The 19,323-nt window shown below is 62.2% G+C and carries 17 protein-coding genes; 10 read left to right on the top strand and 7 right to left on the bottom strand.

Features of this window, described 5'->3' with window-relative positions:
- From E8K79_RS03775 to pdhA, 3 genes are read left to right on the top strand one after another with little or no spacing between them, the layout of a single operon-like run.
- Positions 1–357, top strand: a complete 357-nt coding sequence (locus E8K79_RS03775; protein WP_136513544.1) for a DUF488 domain-containing protein — start codon at positions 1–3, stop codon at positions 355–357.
- A 33-nt stretch (positions 358–390) separates the two neighbouring features.
- Complete coding sequence (locus E8K79_RS03770) at positions 391–2,337, top strand: aconitate hydratase (RefSeq protein ID WP_136513543.1); 1,947 nt, start codon at positions 391–393, stop codon at positions 2,335–2,337.
- Complete coding sequence (gene pdhA / locus E8K79_RS03765) at positions 2,321–3,298, top strand: pyruvate dehydrogenase (acetyl-transferring) E1 component subunit alpha (protein ID WP_136513542.1); 978 nt, start codon at positions 2,321–2,323, stop codon at positions 3,296–3,298. The genes E8K79_RS03770 and pdhA overlap by 17 nt, the downstream gene beginning before the upstream one ends.
- Here pdhA and E8K79_RS03760 read toward each other — a convergent pair.
- Positions 3,289–5,046, bottom strand: a complete 1,758-nt coding sequence (locus E8K79_RS03760; protein ID WP_136513541.1) for a cation:proton antiporter — start codon at positions 5,044–5,046, stop codon at positions 3,289–3,291. The two genes, pdhA and E8K79_RS03760, sit on opposite strands and share 10 nt — an antisense overlap.
- A 13-nt stretch (positions 5,047–5,059) precedes the next feature.
- On the bottom strand, positions 5,060–6,001 hold the full coding sequence (gene secF / locus E8K79_RS03755) for a protein translocase subunit SecF (RefSeq protein WP_136513540.1): 942 nt from the start codon (positions 5,999–6,001) through the stop codon (positions 5,060–5,062).
- Between the two features lie 825 nt (positions 6,002–6,826).
- Here secF and E8K79_RS03745 point away from each other — a divergent pair.
- From E8K79_RS03745 to E8K79_RS03730, 4 genes are all read left to right on the top strand, one after another.
- Positions 6,827–7,813 carry an alpha-ketoacid dehydrogenase subunit beta gene (locus E8K79_RS03745; RefSeq protein WP_136513538.1) on the top strand — a complete coding sequence of 329 codons (987 nt, stop codon included), beginning with the start codon at positions 6,827–6,829 and terminating at the stop codon, positions 7,811–7,813.
- Positions 7,814–7,822: 9 nt separating this feature from the next.
- On the top strand, positions 7,823–9,295 hold the full coding sequence (locus E8K79_RS03740) for a dihydrolipoamide acetyltransferase family protein (RefSeq protein WP_136513537.1): 1,473 nt from the start codon (positions 7,823–7,825) through the stop codon (positions 9,293–9,295).
- A gap of 237 nt (positions 9,296–9,532) precedes the next feature.
- Complete coding sequence (locus E8K79_RS03735) at positions 9,533–9,928, top strand: response regulator (protein WP_135869704.1); 396 nt, start codon at positions 9,533–9,535, stop codon at positions 9,926–9,928.
- 483 nt (positions 9,929–10,411) lie between these two features.
- On the top strand, positions 10,412–10,852 hold the full coding sequence (locus E8K79_RS03730; protein ID WP_136513536.1) for a hypothetical protein: 441 nt from the start codon (positions 10,412–10,414) through the stop codon (positions 10,850–10,852).
- A 4-nt stretch (positions 10,853–10,856) separates the two neighbouring features.
- Here E8K79_RS03730 and E8K79_RS03725 read toward each other — a convergent pair whose 3' ends face one another.
- Entirely contained in the window at positions 10,857–11,897 is a 1,041-nt protein-coding gene (locus E8K79_RS03725) for a rhomboid family intramembrane serine protease (RefSeq protein WP_136513535.1), read from the bottom strand.
- A 124-nt stretch (positions 11,898–12,021) separates the two neighbouring features.
- On the opposite strand from E8K79_RS03725, the gene E8K79_RS03720 reads away from it, so the two are divergent.
- Complete coding sequence (locus tag E8K79_RS03720; RefSeq protein ID WP_246037975.1) at positions 12,022–12,555, top strand: pyridoxamine 5'-phosphate oxidase family protein; 534 nt, start codon at positions 12,022–12,024, stop codon at positions 12,553–12,555.
- A gap of 15 nt (positions 12,556–12,570) precedes the next feature.
- Here the strand turns inward: E8K79_RS03720 and E8K79_RS03715 are convergent, their stop codons facing one another.
- The gene (locus E8K79_RS03715) at positions 12,571–12,750 is read right to left on the bottom strand and encodes a putative signal transducing protein (protein ID WP_135869707.1); all 180 of its coding nucleotides are present in this window, start codon (positions 12,748–12,750) and stop codon (positions 12,571–12,573) included.
- Between the two features lie 458 nt (positions 12,751–13,208).
- On the opposite strand from E8K79_RS03715, the gene E8K79_RS03710 reads away from it, so the two are divergent.
- The gene (locus tag E8K79_RS03710) at positions 13,209–13,565 is read left to right on the top strand and encodes a response regulator (protein ID WP_135869708.1); all 357 of its coding nucleotides are present in this window, start codon (positions 13,209–13,211) and stop codon (positions 13,563–13,565) included.
- A 450-nt stretch (positions 13,566–14,015) separates the two neighbouring features.
- Entirely contained in the window at positions 14,016–14,891 is an 876-nt protein-coding gene (locus E8K79_RS03705) for a hypothetical protein (protein WP_136513534.1), read from the top strand.
- 148 nt (positions 14,892–15,039) lie between these two features.
- On the opposite strand, the gene E8K79_RS03700 is transcribed toward E8K79_RS03705, so the two are convergent.
- The 3 genes from E8K79_RS03700 to E8K79_RS03690 form a co-directional block, all read right to left on the bottom strand.
- Positions 15,040–15,450, bottom strand: a complete 411-nt coding sequence (locus E8K79_RS03700) for a bacteriohemerythrin (protein WP_136513533.1) — start codon at positions 15,448–15,450, stop codon at positions 15,040–15,042.
- Positions 15,451–15,513: 63 nt separating this feature from the next.
- Entirely contained in the window at positions 15,514–17,511 is a 1,998-nt protein-coding gene (locus E8K79_RS03695) for a cache domain-containing protein (protein WP_136513532.1), read from the bottom strand.
- A complete protein-coding gene (locus E8K79_RS03690; protein WP_135869712.1) occupies positions 17,511–18,887 on the bottom strand; it encodes a sigma-54-dependent transcriptional regulator in 1,377 nt (458 codons plus the stop codon). Before E8K79_RS03690 ends, E8K79_RS03695 begins: the two co-directional genes overlap by 1 nt.
- Positions 18,888–19,323 lie beyond the last annotated feature (436 nt).

Below are 19,323 nucleotides of genomic sequence, written 5' to 3'. Positions count from 1 at the left end.
ATGATCGCGCTGAAAAGGGTGTACGAAGAACCTGACCCGGGTGACGGCCTGCGCATCCTGGTGGACCGGCTCTGGCCGCGCGGGATCAAAAAGGAAGCGGCTCACCTGGACAGCTGGGAAAAGGACCTCGCCCCAAGCGACGACTTGAGGCGCTGGTTCGCCCACGACCCGGAGAAATGGCCAGAATTCAGGCGCCGCTTCAGAGAGGAGCTCGCCGACAAGGGGACCCTGCTGCACGAGCTCGCCCGGCAGGCCGGCAAGGGGAGGGTGACCCTGCTCTACGCCGCGAAGGACGAGGAGCACAACAACGCCGTGGTGCTGAAGGAGCTTTTGGAGGAACAGGGGCACGGCAGGTAGGGCGCGGCTGCGGTCGCGCGAAGGAGGTCTGACATGGGCGACAGTCTGTCCATAAAGATACTGAAGGAACACCTCGTGGAAGGTGAACTGGTGCCGGGGAAGGAGATCGCGATCAGGATCGACCAGACCCTTTTGCAGGACGCCACCGGCACCATGGCGATGCTCGAGTTCCTGGCCACCGGGATCCCCCGGGTGAAGGTGGGGCTCGCCGCGCAGTACGTCGATCACAACCTGCTGCAGACCGACAACAAGAACGCCGACGACCACGCCTTTCTGGCCAGCGTCGCGGCAAGGTTCGGCGTCCACCTCTCGAAGCCGGGCAACGGCGTTTCGCACCAGGTGCACCTTGAGCGGTTCGGGGTTCCAGGAACCACGCTTCTCGGCGCCGACTCCCACACGCCGACCGCGGCAGGCATGGGACAGCTCGCCATCGGCGCGGGAGGGCTTGACGTGGCCCTCGCCATGGCAGGGTACCCGTTCCATCTCACCTGCCCGAAGATCTTCGGGGTGAAGCTCACCAACCGCCTGCAGCCGTGGGTTTCTGGTAAGGACGTCATCCTCGAGATGCTCAGGCGCCACAGCGTGAAGGGGGGGGTGGGGAAGATCATCGAGTACTACGGTCCGGGTGTGGCGACCCTTTCGGCTACCGACCGGGCGACCATCGGGAACATGGGGGCGGAGCTCGGCGCCACCAGCACCGTCTTCCAAAGCGACGAGAACACCCGTCTGTTTCTGGAGGCGCAGGGGCGCGGCGAGCTCTGGCGCGAGCTTATGCCCGACCCGGACGCGACCTACGACGAGACCGACGAGATCGACCTCGCCCTGGTGGTCCCGCTGATCGCCTGCCCCTCGTCGCCCGACAACGTCGTCCCGGTCTCCGAGATCGAGGGGCTCAAGGTGGACCAGGTCATCGTCGGGAGCTCGGTCAACTCCTCTTTCCGCGACCTCATGACGGTCTGCCGCATCCTCGATGGGCGCAGGATAGCCCAGGGGCTCTCCTTCCACATCAACCCTGGAAGCCGCCAGGTGCTTGAGAACGTGGTCGCCCAGGGGGGCTTCATGATGCTCCTTCTGGCCGGAGGACAGGTGCACCAGCCAGGCTGCCTAGGCTGCATCGGCATGGGGCAGGCGCCGGGGACGAACCAGGTGTCGCTCAGGACCTTCCCGCGCAACTTCCCCGGGCGAAGCGGCACCAAGGAGGACCGCGTCTACCTCTGCTCGCCGGAGACGGCAGCAGCCGCCGGCGTTTTCGGCGTGGTCACCGACCCGCGCAAGCTCGAAGAGCTCCTCCCCTGGCCCGACGTGAAGAACCCGGAGCGCTACCTGGTCGACGATTCCGGCATCGAGACCCCGCCCGAAGACGGCAGCGGCGTCGAGATCGTGACCGGCCCCAACATCGTCCCGTTCCCCGAATTCGAGGCGCTGCCGGACAGCCTCGAGGTCGAGGTGATCATCAAGGTGGGCGACAACATCTCCACCGACACCATCATGCCGGCGGGAAACAAGGTGCTCCCGTTTAGAAGCAACATCCCGGCGATAAGCAAGTTCGTCTTCGAGCAGGCCGACCCCGAATTCTCCCTGCGGGCGACGGAAAAAGGGGACGGTGCCGTGGTCGGCGGGGAGAACTACGGACAGGGTTCGTCGCGCGAGCACGCGGCACTCGCCCCGCGCTACCTCGGCATCCGGGTGAAACTGGCAAAGAGCTTCGCAAGGATACACCGCTCCAACCTGATCAACTTCGGCATCCTCCCCCTCGTCTTCCGTGACCCGGCGGACTACGACCGGATCGGCCAGGGTGACCGCATCTCCATTCCCAAGGTGCGGGAACTGGTGCAAGGCGGGGCTAGCGAGATCCCGGTCTTCGTGAACGGGCAAGAAGTGGCGACCCTGCTGCAGGCCTCGGAGCGCGAGCGCCGCGAACTGCTGGCCGGGGGCCTCTTGAACGCGGTGAAGGAGGAGAGTCATGGCGGAAAAGCTTAGCGATCTGCTCCCGGTTGAGGAGCTAGTTGGATTTTACGAGCAGATGGTGCTCTGCCGCGAGTTCGAGGAGAGTTGCGCCGAGCAGTACTCCAAGGGGCACATCACCGGCTTCCTGCATCTCTACACCGGGCAGGAGGCGGTCGCCGTTGGGTGCACGGCGGGGCTCAAGAAGACGGACTACATGCTCTCCGCGTACCGCGACCACGCCCAGGCCATCGTGCGCGGCGCCGATCCCAAAAAGGTGATGGCGGAACTCTTCGGCAAGGCGACCGGACTTTGCCGTGGGAAGGGGGGATCCATGCACCTTTTCCAACCCGACATCAACTTCATGGGGGGGTACGCCATCGTCGGCGGCCAGTTCCCCATCGCCACCGGTCTCGCCTGGGCAAGCCAACTCCTCGACGAGGACCGCGTCACCGCCTGCTTCTTCGGTGACGGCTCGATGAACCAGGGGACCTTCCACGAGTCGCTCAACTGGTCGCGCCTTTGGGACCTCCCCGTCCTCTTCATCTGCGAGAACAACTTCTACGGCATCGGCACCGAGGTGCATCGCGCCTCGGCCCAGGCGGCGCTGCACCGGCGCACCTGCGGTTACGACATCCCGAGCGAGAAGGTGGACGGCATGGACGTGATCGCCATGTACCAGGCGACGAAAAGGGCGGCCGAATGGGTCCGCGAGCGGCAGCGCCCCTACTTCATCGAGGCGGTCACCTACCGCTTCCGCGGCCACTCCATGTCCGACCCGGCGAAGTACCGCAGCGTCCAGGAGACCGACGTATGGAAGAGCCGCGACCCGATCCCGAACCTGTCGCGCCGGCTTTTGGAAGAAGGACTGGCGACTCGGGAACAGCTCGAGGAGATCGACAGGCGCTGCCTCGCCCTGGTCGAGGAGAGCGTGCGTTTCGCCGAGGAGTCGCCCTGGCCCGAGGACGCCGAGGTCTGGGAGGATATCTACGTGTGAGTGAGCACAGGACCGATGGGGCGGCCGGCTACGGCCAGCTCGCCCCTGACCCGGTCCCGCTCCCGTTCGATCTGTTCGTCCGTTGCACCGAGGGCACGCATCATGTGCTCGGTCATGTTGAGCGCGACCTCTCCTTCGCCCGAGAACACCGCGTCGGCCCCGGCGCGGTAGAGTCCCGGGACATCCCGCAAGTAGGTGGCGCGCGCGAGGATGCGCACCTCCGGGTTCAGCTCCCTTGCCAGCTTTATCACGTCCTCTTCCCCCTGCATCCCGGCCGAAGTCAAAACGAGCGCCACGGCGGAGGCCACCCCGGCGGTCTTTAGGGTGTCCCTTAGCGTCACGTCTCCGTACAGGGCGGCGGTTCCCTCCTTTTGCAGCTGGCGAACGGTCTGCAGGTTCATCTCCACCACGAAGGGCTCGATGCCGTTTTCCGCGAGAAGGCGGGCGAGGGTCTTGCCCGTCGGGCCGTAGCCCACGACGACGGCCCGATCGGCGCCGTGCACCTCGTCGGCCGTCTCGACACCGTCCCGCCCGGGTCGCGCGCGCTCCTCGAGATAACGCCAAAACCGGGTCGTCTTCGCCCGCCGCTCGAACCCGGGGATCATGCGGTACAAAAGCGGGTTCAGGCTGATCGATATGATCGCGGCGGCCACTATGGTGTTGGCGCCACTCTCCCCGAGCACCTTCAGATCCCTTCCCACCGATGCGAGGATGAAGGAGAACTCCCCGATCTGCGCGAGCGCCACTGCGACGGCCAGGGCGACCCGCGGCGGGTAGCGCAGGGCGAGCACGATCACCAGGGCGGCAAGCGGCTTGCCGAGCATGATGATGCCGAGCGTAGCGAGGACGAGGCCCGGGTGCTGCACCAGATGGGAGGGGTCGAAGAGCATCCCGACTGAGACGAAGAAGAGCACCGCGAAGGCGTCCCTCATCGGGAGCGCCTCGGAGGCCGCCCGGAAGCTGAAATCCGACTGCTTCACCACCATCCCTGCCAAAAAGGCGCCGAGCGCCATGGACACCCCGAAGAAGCTGGCGGAGGCGACGGCGATACCGAGGGCCAGCACCAGGACGGCAAGGGTGAAGAGCTCCCGTGAATGCGTCGCGGCCACGTGCTCCAGGATGCGCGGGATGAGTTTCCCCCCCACCAGGAAGGTGACCGCGACCAGCAGCGCGATCTTCAAAAGGGCGAAGGCGACCGCCGTGGCGAGGCCCGTCTCGGCGGTTCCTTGCGAGCCGAACAGCACCGGGAGGATGACCAGCAGGAACACGGTCAGGATGTCCTCCACCACGAGCCAGCCGACCGCGATGTGGCCGGCCTGGGTGTGCAGCTCGTTGTTGTCCACCAGCACGCGCAGAAGGACCACGGTACTCGCGACGGAGACCGCGAAGCCGAAGATGATCGCCGCAGGCCAGCTCCAGCCAAGCCCGAGCGCCACCAGGGCGCTCAGCATGGTGGCCACCGCACTCTGCCCCAGAGCCCCCGGTATGGCGGCGCGCCGCACCTCGAGCAGTTCCTTGAAGTGGAACTGCAGCCCGACGCCGAACATCAGCAGGATGACGCCGATCTCGGCGAACTGCTCTGCCATGTGCCGGTCTGCCACGAAGCCGGGGGTGCGCGGGCCTACCGCGATGCCGGCCAGGAGGAAGCCGACGATCGAGGAAAGGCCGATGCGGTGCGCCAGGTAGCCGAAAACGAGGGCGGCTAGAAAGCCGCCGGTGACCGTCGTGATCAGGTTAAACTCGTGCATAAATCTCCTCCCGTTACGGCTCGTACCTTGGTGCTGCCAGGTCCCGCTTTAAGCGTCTTGCGTCCTGCCTTTTCTCCAGTTCCAGCACGATGGGGCTCGCGATGAAGATGGAGGAATAGGTCGCCACGACCACCCCCGATACCAGGGCGAGCGCGAAGTCGTTTATTGCGGCGCCGCCGAAGATGTAGAGCGAGACGGCGGCCAGAAACGTCGTGAGTGAGGTGATCACCGTCCTTGGCAGTACCTCGTTGATGCTTCTGTTGAAGAGGACATCCTTCTCTTCGGGTACGAACTTGCCGAGGCTCTCCCTGATCCGGTCGAAGATGACCACCGTATCGGTCAAAGAATAACCTGCAATGGTCAAAACGGCAGTAACGAATAGCAGGTTTATCTCTTTGCCGAGCAGGTAGAAGAGGGCGATCATGAAGAGGACGTCGTGCAAGGTGGCAGCAATGGCACCTATGCCGAAATTGAAATCGAAGCGCCACGCTATGTAGAGCACTATGCCGACCATGGAGAACGCTACTGCCTTCAGGGTATCCTTTTTGAGCTTGTCGCCGATGGACGGTCCCACCTCGTTGGAGCTTTCCACAGTCAGAGCGTTGTCGGGAAATTCCTGCTGCAGTCGTGCGGTAACCGTGTCGGCCACGTTCAGCGAGGCGGTTGCCGACCTGCCGACCTTGATCAACAGTTGGTTCGCACCGGTTATCTCCTGCAAGTGCACTTCCTTGTTGAGCTTCTCCGAGAGGATGTGCTGCACCCGCTCGAGGGGGACCGGCCGTGCAAAACTCACCTGCACCGACGTCCCACCGGAGAAGTCGATCCCCATGTTTGCCTTGTTCCTAGCGATCTGCAGCGAGCCGATAAGACCGATGATGGCGATTAACGACGATATGGCGAAACTTATTTTGCGTTTTCCGATGAAGTCTATGCTGGTGTTTTTGATCAGTTCCATATGCGCTCCTTGAGCCGGTTGCATACCGGCCCCGTCTTTTGGTGGATGAATGGTCCGACCCGTGGTGCAGGCGAGGTTGCACGAATCTCGCAAGACCTTCTTTCAGATCCAGAAGGGGAGGACGCTCTTTCGGGTGTCTCCGGTGCTGTGGGTACACGACAGCGCAGCCGCCGGCTTCAAACGAAGGTTGCCGGTGGTTTTCCCGGAGGACCTGAAAAGGCGAGGGTGCAGGTCGCGGCGGATGTGCATGCCGTGCCTGGTACGGGCGGACTATGTGGAGCTGTGACGCTGGAGGCTAGGCTGGAGGTGCTCTGGCCGAAACGGCAGAGGTGTCCGCCGGAGAAAAGAGGTTCCGTACGGGCGTTAAGTGGGCGGGAATGGACGAAAGAAGCCTGATCGCCGGTGGTGTCGGGGCGAGGGCGGGGGCGGCTGAAGTCTTGGCCGCCTTTACCTGCGCACCCTTGCCGGCGTTTTTCAGGAAGGCGTCCTGGGTGTCGCGGGTTACATGCTTTGCACTGAGCAGCGGGGTGTGGAGGCGGCAGGGATCAGGTACCGCCGCTCCCTGAGTGAGGAAGACGACGGTGAAGACAGCGACCAATGTCAGGAGGGCTGTTCTGGATATCGATGACAGTGTCGCGGCGGGCTTCATGGCTTGTGACCGTACCGTAAATAGCGAATCGTTGCAAGGTATTTGCTCTGTGCCCTTCATGGCGGCGGCATTATTTCTTTAATGTCGCTGTCACGTTGTTTTCCAAGGCTCCTTTGCTAAGATTGGAACCTTGTGTGTACTCGAAAGACCAACAACTGCATCAATGGAGAGGGTGTATGGCTGAGATGACCTACCGTGACGCCATCAACCTGGCGCTTAAAGAGGAGATGCGGCGTGACAAGAACGTCGTGGTTTACGGCGAGGACGTGGCACAGTACGAGGGGGCCTTCAAGGTGACCCGCGGACTGTTGGCCGAGTTCGGCGAACTGCGCGTGCGCGACTGCCCGATCTCCGAGAACACCATCGTAGGCGTCGCCGTCGGGGCGGCCATGGGGGGGATTCGACCGGTGGCCGAACTGATGACGGTCAACTTCGCCCTGCTCGCCATGGATCAGATCGTGAACCACATGGCTAAGGTGCGCTACATGTTCGGCGGACAGACGAGTGTCCCCATGGTGGTGCGCATGCCGGGGGGCGGCGGGAGCCAACTCGGCGCACAGCACTCGCAGAGTCTCGAGAGCTACTTCATGCACTGCCCCGGCATGCTGGTCGCCTACCCGGCGACACCTGCCGACGCGAAGGGGCTCTTGAAGAGCTCGATCAGGGACGACAACCCGGTCATCTTCCTCGAGCACGAACTCCTCTACAACAGCAAAGGCGAAGTCCCGGAGGACCCCGAGTTCCTGGTCCCCTTCGGGAAGGCGAACGTCCTCAAAAGCGGCGAGCAGGTCACCATCGTCGGCTACGGCCGCATGGCGATACTGGCGCTGCAGGCCTCGCTTGCGCTCGAAAAGGAAGGGGTGTCCTGCGAGGTGATCGACCTGCGTGCCCTGGTGCCGCTCGACATGGAGACCATCCTCGCGTCGGTGACGAAGACCGGCCGCGCCGTTGTGATCGAGGAATGCTGGAAAAGCGCGGGGCTTGGCGGGGATATCGCCTCGCGCATCTACGAGGGGTGCTTCGATACGCTGCTCGCCCCGGTGCGCCGCATCTCCGGGCTTGACGTCCCCATGCCGTACTCACGCAAGATCGAGAAGCTGTGCATCCCGCAGCTCGACGGGATCGTGCAGGGCGTACGTGATCTTATGAACGAACCGTACTGAGGTGCCGCCATGAACGATATCGTGATGCCGAAGCTCTCCGATACCATGACCGAAGGGAGGCTCGTCTCCTGGAAAAAGCGGGTAGGGGATGAGGTGCGCCGCGGCGAGGTGATCGCGGAGGTTGAAACCGACAAGGCGAACATGGAGCTCGAGGCGTACGCGTCGGGGGTGATCCTGGAGCTAAAGGCGCAGCCGGGGGACCTGGTCCAGGTGGGGACAGTGATCGCCGTCGTAGGCAAGCCCGAGGAGAAGGGGGCTCCCGCACCGCAGGTCCAGGCACCTGGAAAAGAGACGCAGGGCGCCGGGCAGGCGCCCGAGCCGGAGCCGGTGACCGAGCCGGAACAGGTACCTGAGCCGAAACCGGAGAAGGAACGAGTGGCGCAGGAGAAAGGAGACGAGTCGTCCCAGGCCGCGCCTCCCCCCGCCGGGGCAAAGGAAGCAAAAGAGGCTGACATCTTCCCCATGGAAGGGGAGAAGCAGGCTCCGGCCGCGCCCCCTGTCCCTGGTACCGATCAGGAACAGCCGGAAAAAGCAGCTGCGGGGGCGACGGAATACATCCACACGAGGGCTCCTGCCCCCGGCAAAGAGGCCCCCGAGTTCACCCCATCGGCGGCAGGGCGTGAACGCGCGGCTCCCGTGGTGCGCAGGCGTGCCCGCGAGCTTGGGATGGATCTCGCCCAGGTGCGCGGCAGCGGACCCGACGGGCGCATCCTGCTGCAGGACCTAGAGGGGACCGCCGGGGCCGAAGGTGCTGCGGCTCCAGCGCAGCCGCGCAAGGAACCGGCGCCGGCCGCCGGGCCGCGTCTCGTCGAGGAGGTGCGGACCATGTCCCGGCTGCGTGCCGCCGTGGCGAAGACGGTCGCCGATTCGTGGGAGCACATCCCGCACTTCAGCGTCACCATGGATATCCTCATGGACGAAGCGGAGGCGATACGGCGCCAGTTGAAACAGGGCGGGATGCGCGTCACGGTGAACGACGTCATCGTAAAGGGGGTGGCCCTCGCCCTGGTGCAATACCCGCAGTTGAACGCGCGTTACACGCCGGACGGCATCTCGTATCATGGCGAGGTCAGCGTGAGCGTAGCGGTAGGTGTGCCGGAGGGGGTGCTCATGCCCGTGGTGCACCGGTGCCATGCATTAACCCTGCTGGAGATCGCCCAGGAGTCGGAGCGCCTGGTGAAACGTGCCCGCTCGGGCGCCCTGACCGAACAGGAGATGAACGGCGGTACCTTCTCCGTATCCAACCTCGGCATGTTCGGCGTGGACTGTTTCAGCGCCATCATCCATCCCGCCCAGGCGGGCGTACTCGCCGTCGGCGCGGTGCTCGACGCCCCCGTGGTGCGCTCCGGGGTGCTGACGAGCGCCAAGGTGATGAAGGTGACCCTCTCTGCCGACCATCGCGTTGCGGACGGCGCATATGCCGCGGAGTTTCTGAAGGCCCTGAAGGAGGTGCTGGAGAACCCGGTACGCCTCTTGATCTGAGACCGCTGCGGGGGCGGGCCTTGCGCCTGCCCCCGCCTCATACCTCACCATGGTGCCCCGTGCGGCACCCCCATCCCACAGCACTTCCCTTCCCGCGATCCAATAGTCTCACGGCTTCATAAAGCCGCTAAAGTCTCATTCCAATGAACCGATACGGTTAAAAGCGCAGGGGCGCGGCTATCGGCTGCGGGCTCCCCCTGCGTCATCGAACATCACAACAGACACCTGGGGGAAGCTATGAAGTGCTTGATAGTAGATGACGAGTCTTTTTGCCGTGACTTTGTCGCCACCTTACTCAGTGCGACCGCGGATTGCCATCAGGCGAGCAGCGGCCAGGAGGCGCTCGAGAAGTACAAAGCCGCCCTTGCCTCCGGCGAACCATTCGACCTGGTGATCATGGACATCATGATGCCCGGCATGAGCGGCCATGACGCCGCAAAGGCTATCAGGCACATCGAGAAGGAGCAAAAGCCGGCCAAAAGGGTGAACATCGTTATGCTCACCGCTCTCAACTCCTCCAACGACGCCATGGAGTCATTCTGCAACGCGCAATCGGCCGCCTACCTGGTCAAGCCGGTCTCCAAGGAAGGGCTCTTCAACGTCCTCTCCAAGCTCGGACTGATGAAACGTTAGATGTCGCAACCTTGTGGAGCGGCAGTACCGGTGCGTCCGGTGCTGTCGCTCCCCGTCGTCGGCTCTTCGCACCTGGCGCGTTTCGTGCCTCTCCTACCGCGTACCGTTCCACCCGTTATCCCCCCTCCGCCCTGACCTTGCGCCCGACCGCTTAAATGCGTGGCATCCGGGCCTACCGTCCTCACTGATTCTCACATCTGTCTTTGCAGCGTGACATTTTGCGGTGCCAGGTTCTTGCCGTTTTCGAAGCCGATCCCTTTATGTGAGTGATGTCGTAACTACTGACAGTAATATGTCGCGGAGATATAATGGGTGCAGTCTCGGCATCCAGACCCGGCGCCTTGTATGACTTGCTTCGCGGTCTGTAGTCAGCGCGACTAGTTCTCCTCCTGCGGTAAGCGGGCGGATGTCGCCCCGTCGTGTGGGGAAGGTGAGGTCCTAACGCGAGGAAACGGAATAAGCCGAGCCTGTTGAGGAGGAGTTATGAAGAGAACCTTTGTAAATAGTCTTCTCTCTGCCGTACTGCTTTTCGGGATGATTGTCGGTAACGCCGCAGCCGAGGTAAGCCTGAGCATTAACATAGGTCCGCCGGTAATAGTGGGGCCTCCCTCCGCCATGGTTATGGTCCCGGGAACCGGCGTCTACTTCGCCCCCGGCTTCGATGTCGACATCTTCTTCTATGGAGGGTACTGGTGGTCGCCGCGAGGCGAGAGGTGGTATCGCTCGAGCGATTACGGCGGACCGTGGCACGTGGTGCGTCGCGCTGCCGTACCGCGCGCCGTGTACCGCGTTCCCGGGGACTACCGGCAGGCTTACGCAAGAGAGCACCACATCCCCTACGGGCAGTGGAAGCAGGAGCACGGGCGCGGCAAGGGGCATGGGGCGGGTAGGGGGCATGGACGAGGGCATGGCCGGGGTGACTGAGGCATCATTGCCCTGAGTGCAGGATGGCCAGCCGCCACGCCCAGACGACCACCGAGGCGCTGGAGAGCGCAAGGAGCGCGTTGACCAGCCGTTTCGGCCTGCCGAGCCATCCCACGAGCATTTCCGCAAGGAGCCCGGCGAGCGTTCCGAACGCGAATCCGAAGAGGTGCGCCCCGAGGTCGGTTCGCTCCCCCTCCGTGCCCAGAAGCACCAGGAGCGAGAGCGCGGCGGCGATGGGAAGCGGCCAGCGCCTGCGCAGGTGGTGCCGGTAACGCACCATGCTGATGGCGCCGAGGATGCCGACGGCCCCGAAGACCGCCGTCGAGGCGCCGACCGATGTGTGGCTTGGCAGTTGGAACCAGGCGTTGGCGAGATTGCCGCAGATACCCGAGGCTAGGATGAGGGTCCAGGCAAGGCCCGAGCCCAAGTCGCGGCAGAGATAGAGGATGAAAACGCCGCCGATGGCGAGGTTGCTGATGAGATGCAGCGCATCGGCGTGCAGGGTGAGGGCCGTGACGAGGCGCCACCACTCACCATGCAGGATAAGTCCGGCATGGGCGTTGCCGATCTCGAGCCAGTCCACCGGGTAGTGCCCCATGACCTTCAGGTCCAGGTTGGTCAGGTTGTGGAAGGTGGCCAGGAGGATCAGCACCGATAGGGTGGGGAGGGTGTTCTCCTTCGTCGGGTGGACCGGCGGCATGAAGGGGGGCCAGTTGCGGTTCTCCTGCGCGTAGAGGTTCAGTTCGCGGCACGCCGTGTCGTAGCTCTCAGGCGGCACCCAGACCTGCCATCCCTTCTGGCCGGGCTCCACGCGGCACTCGATGAAGCGTGACTCCAAAACGAGCGCCCACAGCCGCGCCTGGCGCAGGGTGAGCCTCCTTCCCCTTTCCTCCACCCGCCACACCGGCACGATGCGCCAGCCGTCGCCAAGCTCCTTGTCCTGATCCCCGTCCCCAATCATGCTGGACAGTATGGCAGATCCTTCTTGCGCCGTCATCTCCAAAGGGGAGGGCTCGCCGCCCCCCTCTTCATGATCCCGCTGCATCCCGTCATCCACTAAGGCGCCCCCAAACTTGACTATTTATCACCCGGTGCTACAAGAACGTAACGCTGACGCGCGGTTAAATCAAGGGGGCGGCAAAGGATTGTTCCGGAAGGGGGCATCCACGATGCGATCGAAACCCATGATGATGCACGCGGGGACTGAGAACCAGGGGGGACGGCATCACCACCCCTCGCGCAGGTGGCCGATACGCCTGCGCTGGCATAGACGGCTGATCCGCATCGGCAAGAGGAGGTATGTCAACATGATCACTCAGGCGGTTAAGGACTTGGCCGAGAGGGTAGGGCATGCTTTCGTTGCGACTTCCGATGCGGGAGGCAACCCGCACCTTGCGGCGGGGAGGGGAGTGGCGCTTTTCGAGCCGAACCGGCTGGTGTTCGAGGCCTGGTTTTGCCCCACCACGATGCGCAACCTGCAGGACAACCGGCACGTCGCGGTGGTGGTGGCTGATCCCGACACGGGGAACGGCTTCCAGTTCGTGGGGGTGGTGGAGAGGAGTGCGGATACCGCCGTCTTGGACGGCTACATCCCCGATCTCGAGCCTCCCGGCTTGCCGCAGGTGCAATGGAGGCTGGAGATCAGGGTGGAGAAGGTCATGGCATTCAGCGCCGATGCCCACTCCGATCGGCCGCTTGGGTGATCATTCCGTTCCGTATTACCTGTTCTTGAGGAGGAGCTCTTCCGCTTTGGGAAGGTCCTCCTCCGCAACCTCGATCTCTCCGGATACGGCAGGCTCGGACAGGCTGCTTACGCTATACTCGATCCCCGCCTGTTTCAGTACCGTCTCGACCCGCGAGAGGTCCGCTTCTGTTTTGGCATCGTAGAATTTCACCATCGTTTTTTCCTCCTTCTTATGCGGTGCGATACCTCCAAGACCATCGTAGCAGATTTACGCCGCGTAGAAAAACAGCTTGCCGGCGCTCACCGCTTACGTCATATACCCACACTTCCTTTGCCGCGCCATTTGCCACTGCTATACGTCATTTCACACAGCCTTGGTGATTTCACCGTGAAAAGACGCAGTGCGCTTTGGGTGGAAACGCGTCCTGAAACGGTATTTTTAACGCGTCATCATGTGTGAAGAGAATCATAGCCAGGTCTCCATATCACGAATCTCCTAAGGATTCCCGATATTTGGTATACGCGGTCTCGCGTACGCCCCCTCGAAGATGGCGCCCCAGTCGCAGAATGTTCGAATGTTGCACAATTTGGGCACGTTTTCGGCAAATAACTTTGTCAAATGCCGTGCATCGGTCAGGGTTTTCGTTTTATGCAGTTGTTATGAGGGGTGAAATGAAAAGAAGGGTCCTGATAGTTGATGATGTCGAAGACATCAGGCTGATGCTGCGTTTCATGATGGAGCGAGAGGGGTACGACGTGGTGGCTGAGGCCGCCAACGGCGTGGAGGCGGTGGAAAAGTACCGCCAGCACAGCCCCGACATCACCATCATGGACATCGATATGCCGGTGATGACCGGCGTCGAAGCGGCCCGAGTCATTCGCGCGATGGGGGGAAGCTCAAGGATCGTTTTCTGCACCGGCGGTTATTCCAAGTACGAGACGCCGCCGCAGGAGCTTCGCACCGAAGGGAACATGCTGCTGCGTAAACCCTTCCTCCCCGCGCAACTGTTCCAGGCTCTGGCCGCCTAATGTACTGATGTAATGCTTTTAGTGTTCTGATGTAATGCTTTTAGTGTTCTGCTATGAATGTTTTGTTCTGTTATGTCTGTAGATGCGATTTAATGTTATGTCCTGTAATTTGATGACCTGTAATGCAATGCTTTGTATCTTGTGCTGATGATTGTTGTGTTATGTGTTGCGATGTTATGATGTGATGTGTTGTATGTAATGTTCTTTTAAATGCAATGTTTTTGATGCTATTATTTGAATGGAGATCGCAGGAGTTTCAATGTAGCGGCTGTGTGTGGCCGCGTGTACTGACTGGTTAATTTTTGTTTTTTCATCGTGTATGGGAGCCTCCGGCTCCCATTTTTTTTGCGAGATGCGCCGGCTTATGTTAGGGTAGAGACGCTGCACGCGGCAGGGCGCCCAAAGCCCGGGCCGATACGAAATACAAGGACGGCAGGACGGAATTTCACCATGACATCACAGTATCTGCAAAGCGTAACGAACCAGCTCAACAACCTGCACGGCCACGCCTATTTCCGGGCCACCGATGGTCCTCTCAAGGAGTGCCTGACCGGTATCATCCTCGATGCCGCAGAGGGGGACCTTGCCGAACAGCTTTCCGACGGCAGGTTCGATCTCGAGGTGAGCATAGGCGTACAGGAGGGGGACAACGAGGCTACCGTGGATTTCAGGGTGGACCGTCCGGGCGTCATTTACCGCGCCGACACCCAGGTCTCCAGTCTTTCCGAAGCCGCGCTGGAGGACCTCACCCGTTACCTTGCGCATCTGGCCCAGGAAACGCCCGTGGTCGAGGAGAATGCGGAAGGTGGCGTCATCGTCCGCAAGAAGGTCGAGCACGACCACCACGAGAAGGAGGCCGCCGCGGCCCGTCTCAAGGTGACGCCGCAGTGGCTGAAGAGCGTTATTCCCTGCACCGAGTACAGCTACGACGAAATCGACGGCAAGAAATACATCAGGGAGTACTACTGGTCTCGCGACCTGATCGAGCGGCTCTTTAAAATCAAGACCATGAAGGCCACACCCGACGACGTGCAGTATGTCGCCAAGGAATGCTGCGACGGCGACGTCGACTGGGCCCGTGACCTGATCGCGCGGCTTAAATCACCGAACCGCCCCGAGCAGCAGAAGGAGCAGCAGCCAAAGGGGCAACCCCAGAAGGACAAGGAAAGGGAGAAGGAGAAGGGCGGAGCGCAGCAGCCCCAGCAGGCGAAGCCTGCCGGTGAGCGGAGCCGCCGTTCCCGGCACCGGAAGTCCTTCCGCCAGGGCAAGGACGGCGCGCGCAAGGAAGGTCAGCCCTCCGAAGCGAGAAAGCCGCAGGCCCCCTGACCGTTTCACAGCCAGGCTGCTTTCCCTGCGAAGGCAACGACGAAAAAAGGTCCCCCCTTGATAAAGGGAGGACCTTTTTTTTTCCAGATGGGGCGGAAGGGTGTCGTGACGCCGGCTCGCTTCGAACGAGCGGTGCTGCCACCGGCACTTATATCTTTTTCTGCTCGCGCAGGTAACCCGCGAAGGCGGTGTCGACCCTCTTTATGTGCTGGATGAGCCAGGAGGAGAGGGTCTTGTTGGTCTGGATCACGAGCGGCAGTGTCGCCCCCTCGTCGCGGAACTCCCTGGTCAGCTTCTCCACGTCAGCCACGAACTGATGGTGCGCCGCCTTGTGCGCGGGGTAATCCGGGTAGCCGCTGCGCATCTGCAGGCGCTCCTCGGCGGAGAAATGCTCCTTCACGTAATCGTCGAGAAAAAGCAGCAGTTTGAGCACTTCCTCCTTGCCCCTCCCCTCACCACAGGCGGCGAAAAGGCTGTCGAACCTTCTGAAGATCTCCTTGTGCTGGTTGTCGATTTCGTCCACGCCGATGGCGAGGTCGCTGGTCCATTCGATGTGCATCTGATTGCTCCTTTTCGTGGTAGTTCGCAGCCTGCCCTCATGCCGCCGAGGTGGTCGTCGCTATCATTCGTGCTGTTCCATCGGGTCCACCCCGGGGAGCTCGATCTCGAAACAGGTCCCCATGCCGGGCGTACTCGAGACCCTGATGTCGCCGCCGTGGTCCTTGACGATGCCGTAGGAGACCGAGAGACCGAGCCCGGTACCGCTGTCCTTGGTGGTGAAGAAGGGGGTGAAGATCTTTTCCAGGTGCTCTGCGTCGATCCCCTTGCCGGTGTCGCATATCTGGATGATGCAGCCGTTGCCGGGACCGTGAGGGCGGGTGGTGAGCCTCAACGTGCCGCCGGCCGGGAGCATCGCCTGCACCGCGTTCAGTATGATGTTGCTGAAGACCTGGCGCAACTGGTCCGTGTCGCCCGTCACCGGACCCAGGTTCAGATCGTACTCCCACTTGACCGAGATAGCGTCCATCGGGACCTGGTGCCTGATCTGGGCAACGATGTCGTCCAGCACCTCGTGCACCATGAACTGGCGCTGGTTGAGCGATTTTTGGCGCGCAAAGGTGAGCAGGTTCCCGACGATCTTCGCCATCCGCTCGGTCTGCTGGCTGATGATCTCGACCTCTTCGTGGTTCGGGTGCTCGGCTGGGAGGCACATCTCGAGGACCTCGGTGTTCCCCCGGATGATGGCAAGCGGCGTGTTGATCTCATGGGCGACGCCGGCGGCGACGATGCCGAGGTCGGCTAGTTTCTCGGCGCGGGCGAGGTCGGCCTGCGTCTGGGCGAGAAGCCGCGTCTTGTCCGACAACTGCGCGGTACGCTCCTCAATCTTGAGCTCGAGGGCGCGGTGCAGGAGCCCGATCTCCGCCTCCTGGCGCCCGAGGGCTCGGGTCATCAGGTTGAAGGCCTCGGCGAGGTCGCCGACCTCGTCGGTTGAGTGCACCTCGATCTGCAGGTTGCGCTCCCCCCGGGCGACCCGATGCGCGAGTTTTTCCAGCTCCTTAATGGGGCGGGCGAGCAGGGTGCCGATGAAGCCCGATACCGCGATGCCGATCAGCGAGGTGAGGAAGAGCACCAGGTAGAGGATCGAGTTCACGCTCTTTTGCATGTGGGTGTACGGCTTTTCTAGCATACCCACGTAGAGCGAGCCGACCGCCTTCCCCTGCAGGTCGAGGATCGGCTCGTAGGCGGTGAAGTACCAGTCGTTAACGACGAAGGCGCGCCGGATCCACTTCTTCTTCTCGACGATGACGCGCTGGTACACCTCCTGCGACACCCGCGTGCCGATGGCCCGGGCTCCGTCGGTGGTGCGCACGTTGGTGGCGATGCGGGCGTCGCCCAGGAAGATGGTGGCGCTCCCGACGTCGGTGCCCCGGAACTTGACCCCCTCGTAGACGATATCCTTGATCTTGTCGACGAGGGCGTTGTTGTTGTTCAAAAGGATGCCGCCGTAAAGCGCCCCGATCACCTTCCCGTCGCGGTTTTTAAGGGGAAAGGCGGAGACCATGACCATCCCGGAGCGCTCGCTTTTGTCGGCGCGCGGGCGTGCGTGCGGCGTGCTGATGAGTGGGATGGTGGCGCGGTTTACGAGGGTGATACCCTCCTGGGAGAGCTGTTCCGGGGTGAGCACCGAGGTGCCCGTGACGGCGACCCCTTTGAGCGCCTGCTCCACGAAGTAGGTGGACTGCCGGTCGCCGCGCAGTTGCGGAGAATGGGCGCGGTAGAGTACCTTGCCGGTTGCGTCCACCGCGGTCAGGATGTCCAGGTGCTTGTTCTGCAGGCGGCTGCGTAACAACTGCCGGATGCTCTCTTCGCCTGCGACGATGGAGGATGAGTTGTAGGGGTTGGTGGCGGTCAGATCCATGAGCTCGCGGATCCGCTCCAGTTCGTTGCGGTAGATCTCGCGGGCGGAGTTCAGGTCGGTCCGGACCTTCTCCTGGGCCTGGCTTGCGATCTTGTCGTTGATTATGTAGAGTCCGGCCAGGGAGCAGATGAAAAAGGCGACGAAGAGCGGGGCGACGGAGCCTACGGTGAGCTTCGCCCGGATCGGGAAGCGTCCCAGCATCAGCGGATCCCCTCGTCCTCAAGGCCGTATTCTTCTATCTTGCGGTCCAGGGTACGCCTGGCGATCTCGAGGATCTTCGCGGCGCGGCTTTTGTTATTGCCGGAGGCCTTCAGCACGTGCAGGATGTGCTCGCGCTCGATGGTTTCCAGTGAAACGAGCCTCTTGCCGCCGTTTTGCTTCGGTTCGGGCACCTGTGCCGTGCGCCAGACCGGCAGGGTCTCGGCGGTGATGGTGTTGCCGCGGGTGAGGATGGCGGCGCGCTCGATGGCGTTTTCCAGCTCGCGGATATTGCCCGGCCAGTTGTACGACTTGAGCAGCTGCATCGCCTCGCGCGTGAAGTCGGTGATCTCACGCTTCATACGCGCCGCGTACTTGGTGAGGAAGTGCCGCGCGAGAAGCTCGATGTCCTCGCCCCGGTCACGCAGCGGGGGGAGGTGGAGCGAGATGACGTTCAAGCGGAAGAAGAGATCCTCGCGGAAGCGCTTTTCACGCACCTCCTCTTCGAGGTCCTTGTTCGTCGCGGCGACGAACCTTATGTCCACGCTCCTCGCCTTGGTGTCCCCAACCGGTATGAAGTCACCTTCCTGAAGCACGCGCAGAAGTTTCGCCTGGATGGCCGGGCTCATGTCGCCTACCTCGTCGAGGAAGAGGGTGCCGTGGTTGGCGGCTTCGAGCAGGCCTTTCTGGGCGTTGATGGCGCCGGTGAAGGCACCCTTCACGTGCCCGAAGAGCTGGCTCTCGAGCAGGGTATCGGAAAGGGCCGCGCAGTTTATGGTGAGGAAGCGCTCCTTGGCGCGCGGGCTGTTGTTGTGGATGAGGCTCGCGATGAGTTCCTTGCCGGTGCCGGATTCCCCCAGGATCACCACGTTCGACTCGCTCTGCGCCACGAGCATCGCCATGTCGTGCACGCGGCGGAAGGTCTCCGAGGCGAAGATGAGCGGGGTGGCGCCCGACGGTATGCCGAGCTCGTCCTTGAGCGCCGAGTTCTCCTTGAGAAGCTCCCTGCGCTCCAACACCTTTTCCAGGATGCCGAAGATCTTCTCCTTGGGGAAGGGCTTGGTCACATAGTCGTAGGCGCCGAGTTTCATGGCCTCGATGGCCGAGTTGATCGAGGCGTAGGCGGTCATCATAACGACCGGCACCTCGAGCTTCATCCTCTTCACGCGCTGCAGGATCTCCAGACCGTCAACGTCCGGCATCTTCACGTCGAGGAGCATCAGGTCGACATCGTCCATGCCGCGGTTTTCCATGACGCTCATCAGGGAAGTGCCGGAACTGAACACCTCCAGCTCAAGCCCCTTGGCCGAAAGTATCTTGCTTAGATACCTGAGGATCTCGACCTCGTCGTCACAAATGATCACCTTGCCGTTATACATGTTTTTCACCTGTTGCCGCGCCTTTCTGCCTGATTCCTTCCCGTCGCGCCCTCGCGTAAGAGACGGGAGCAGGGTCCTGTAAACATTCGACCACTATCTTTCGCCGAAGGCGGCTTTGTCAAGGGAAAATCCCTGTTTGCCTTCACGCAGTGCCCCTGTGCATGTAACCGCGGCTCACGATGGAACCGGGGCTTGTCCGCTATTTTATCCCGGTTGCCGCTTCACACGATGGCATTCGCCTGATGTGGTTGGTTGCCCTACTGTTTGAGCGCAGGATCATACCACGTATTGGCCCGTATAACCAGATCACGCGGGTGTCATATCCTGTCCCTGATGATGTTTTTAGTAACCGGTGCAGCAAAATATCCTGTCGCGGCAGCGGCTGTGCTATTTTTTTGCTATCCTATTGATTGAGTGTTGTCGCAACGCAGCTCTT

Source organism: Geomonas edaphica (assembly GCF_004917075.1).
GTDB classification, from domain to species: domain Bacteria; phylum Desulfobacterota; class Desulfuromonadia; order Geobacterales; family Geobacteraceae; genus Geomonas; species Geomonas edaphica.
Note: the sequence above shows the minus strand (reverse complement) of the source record. Positions and strands in the feature narration are given on the sequence as shown.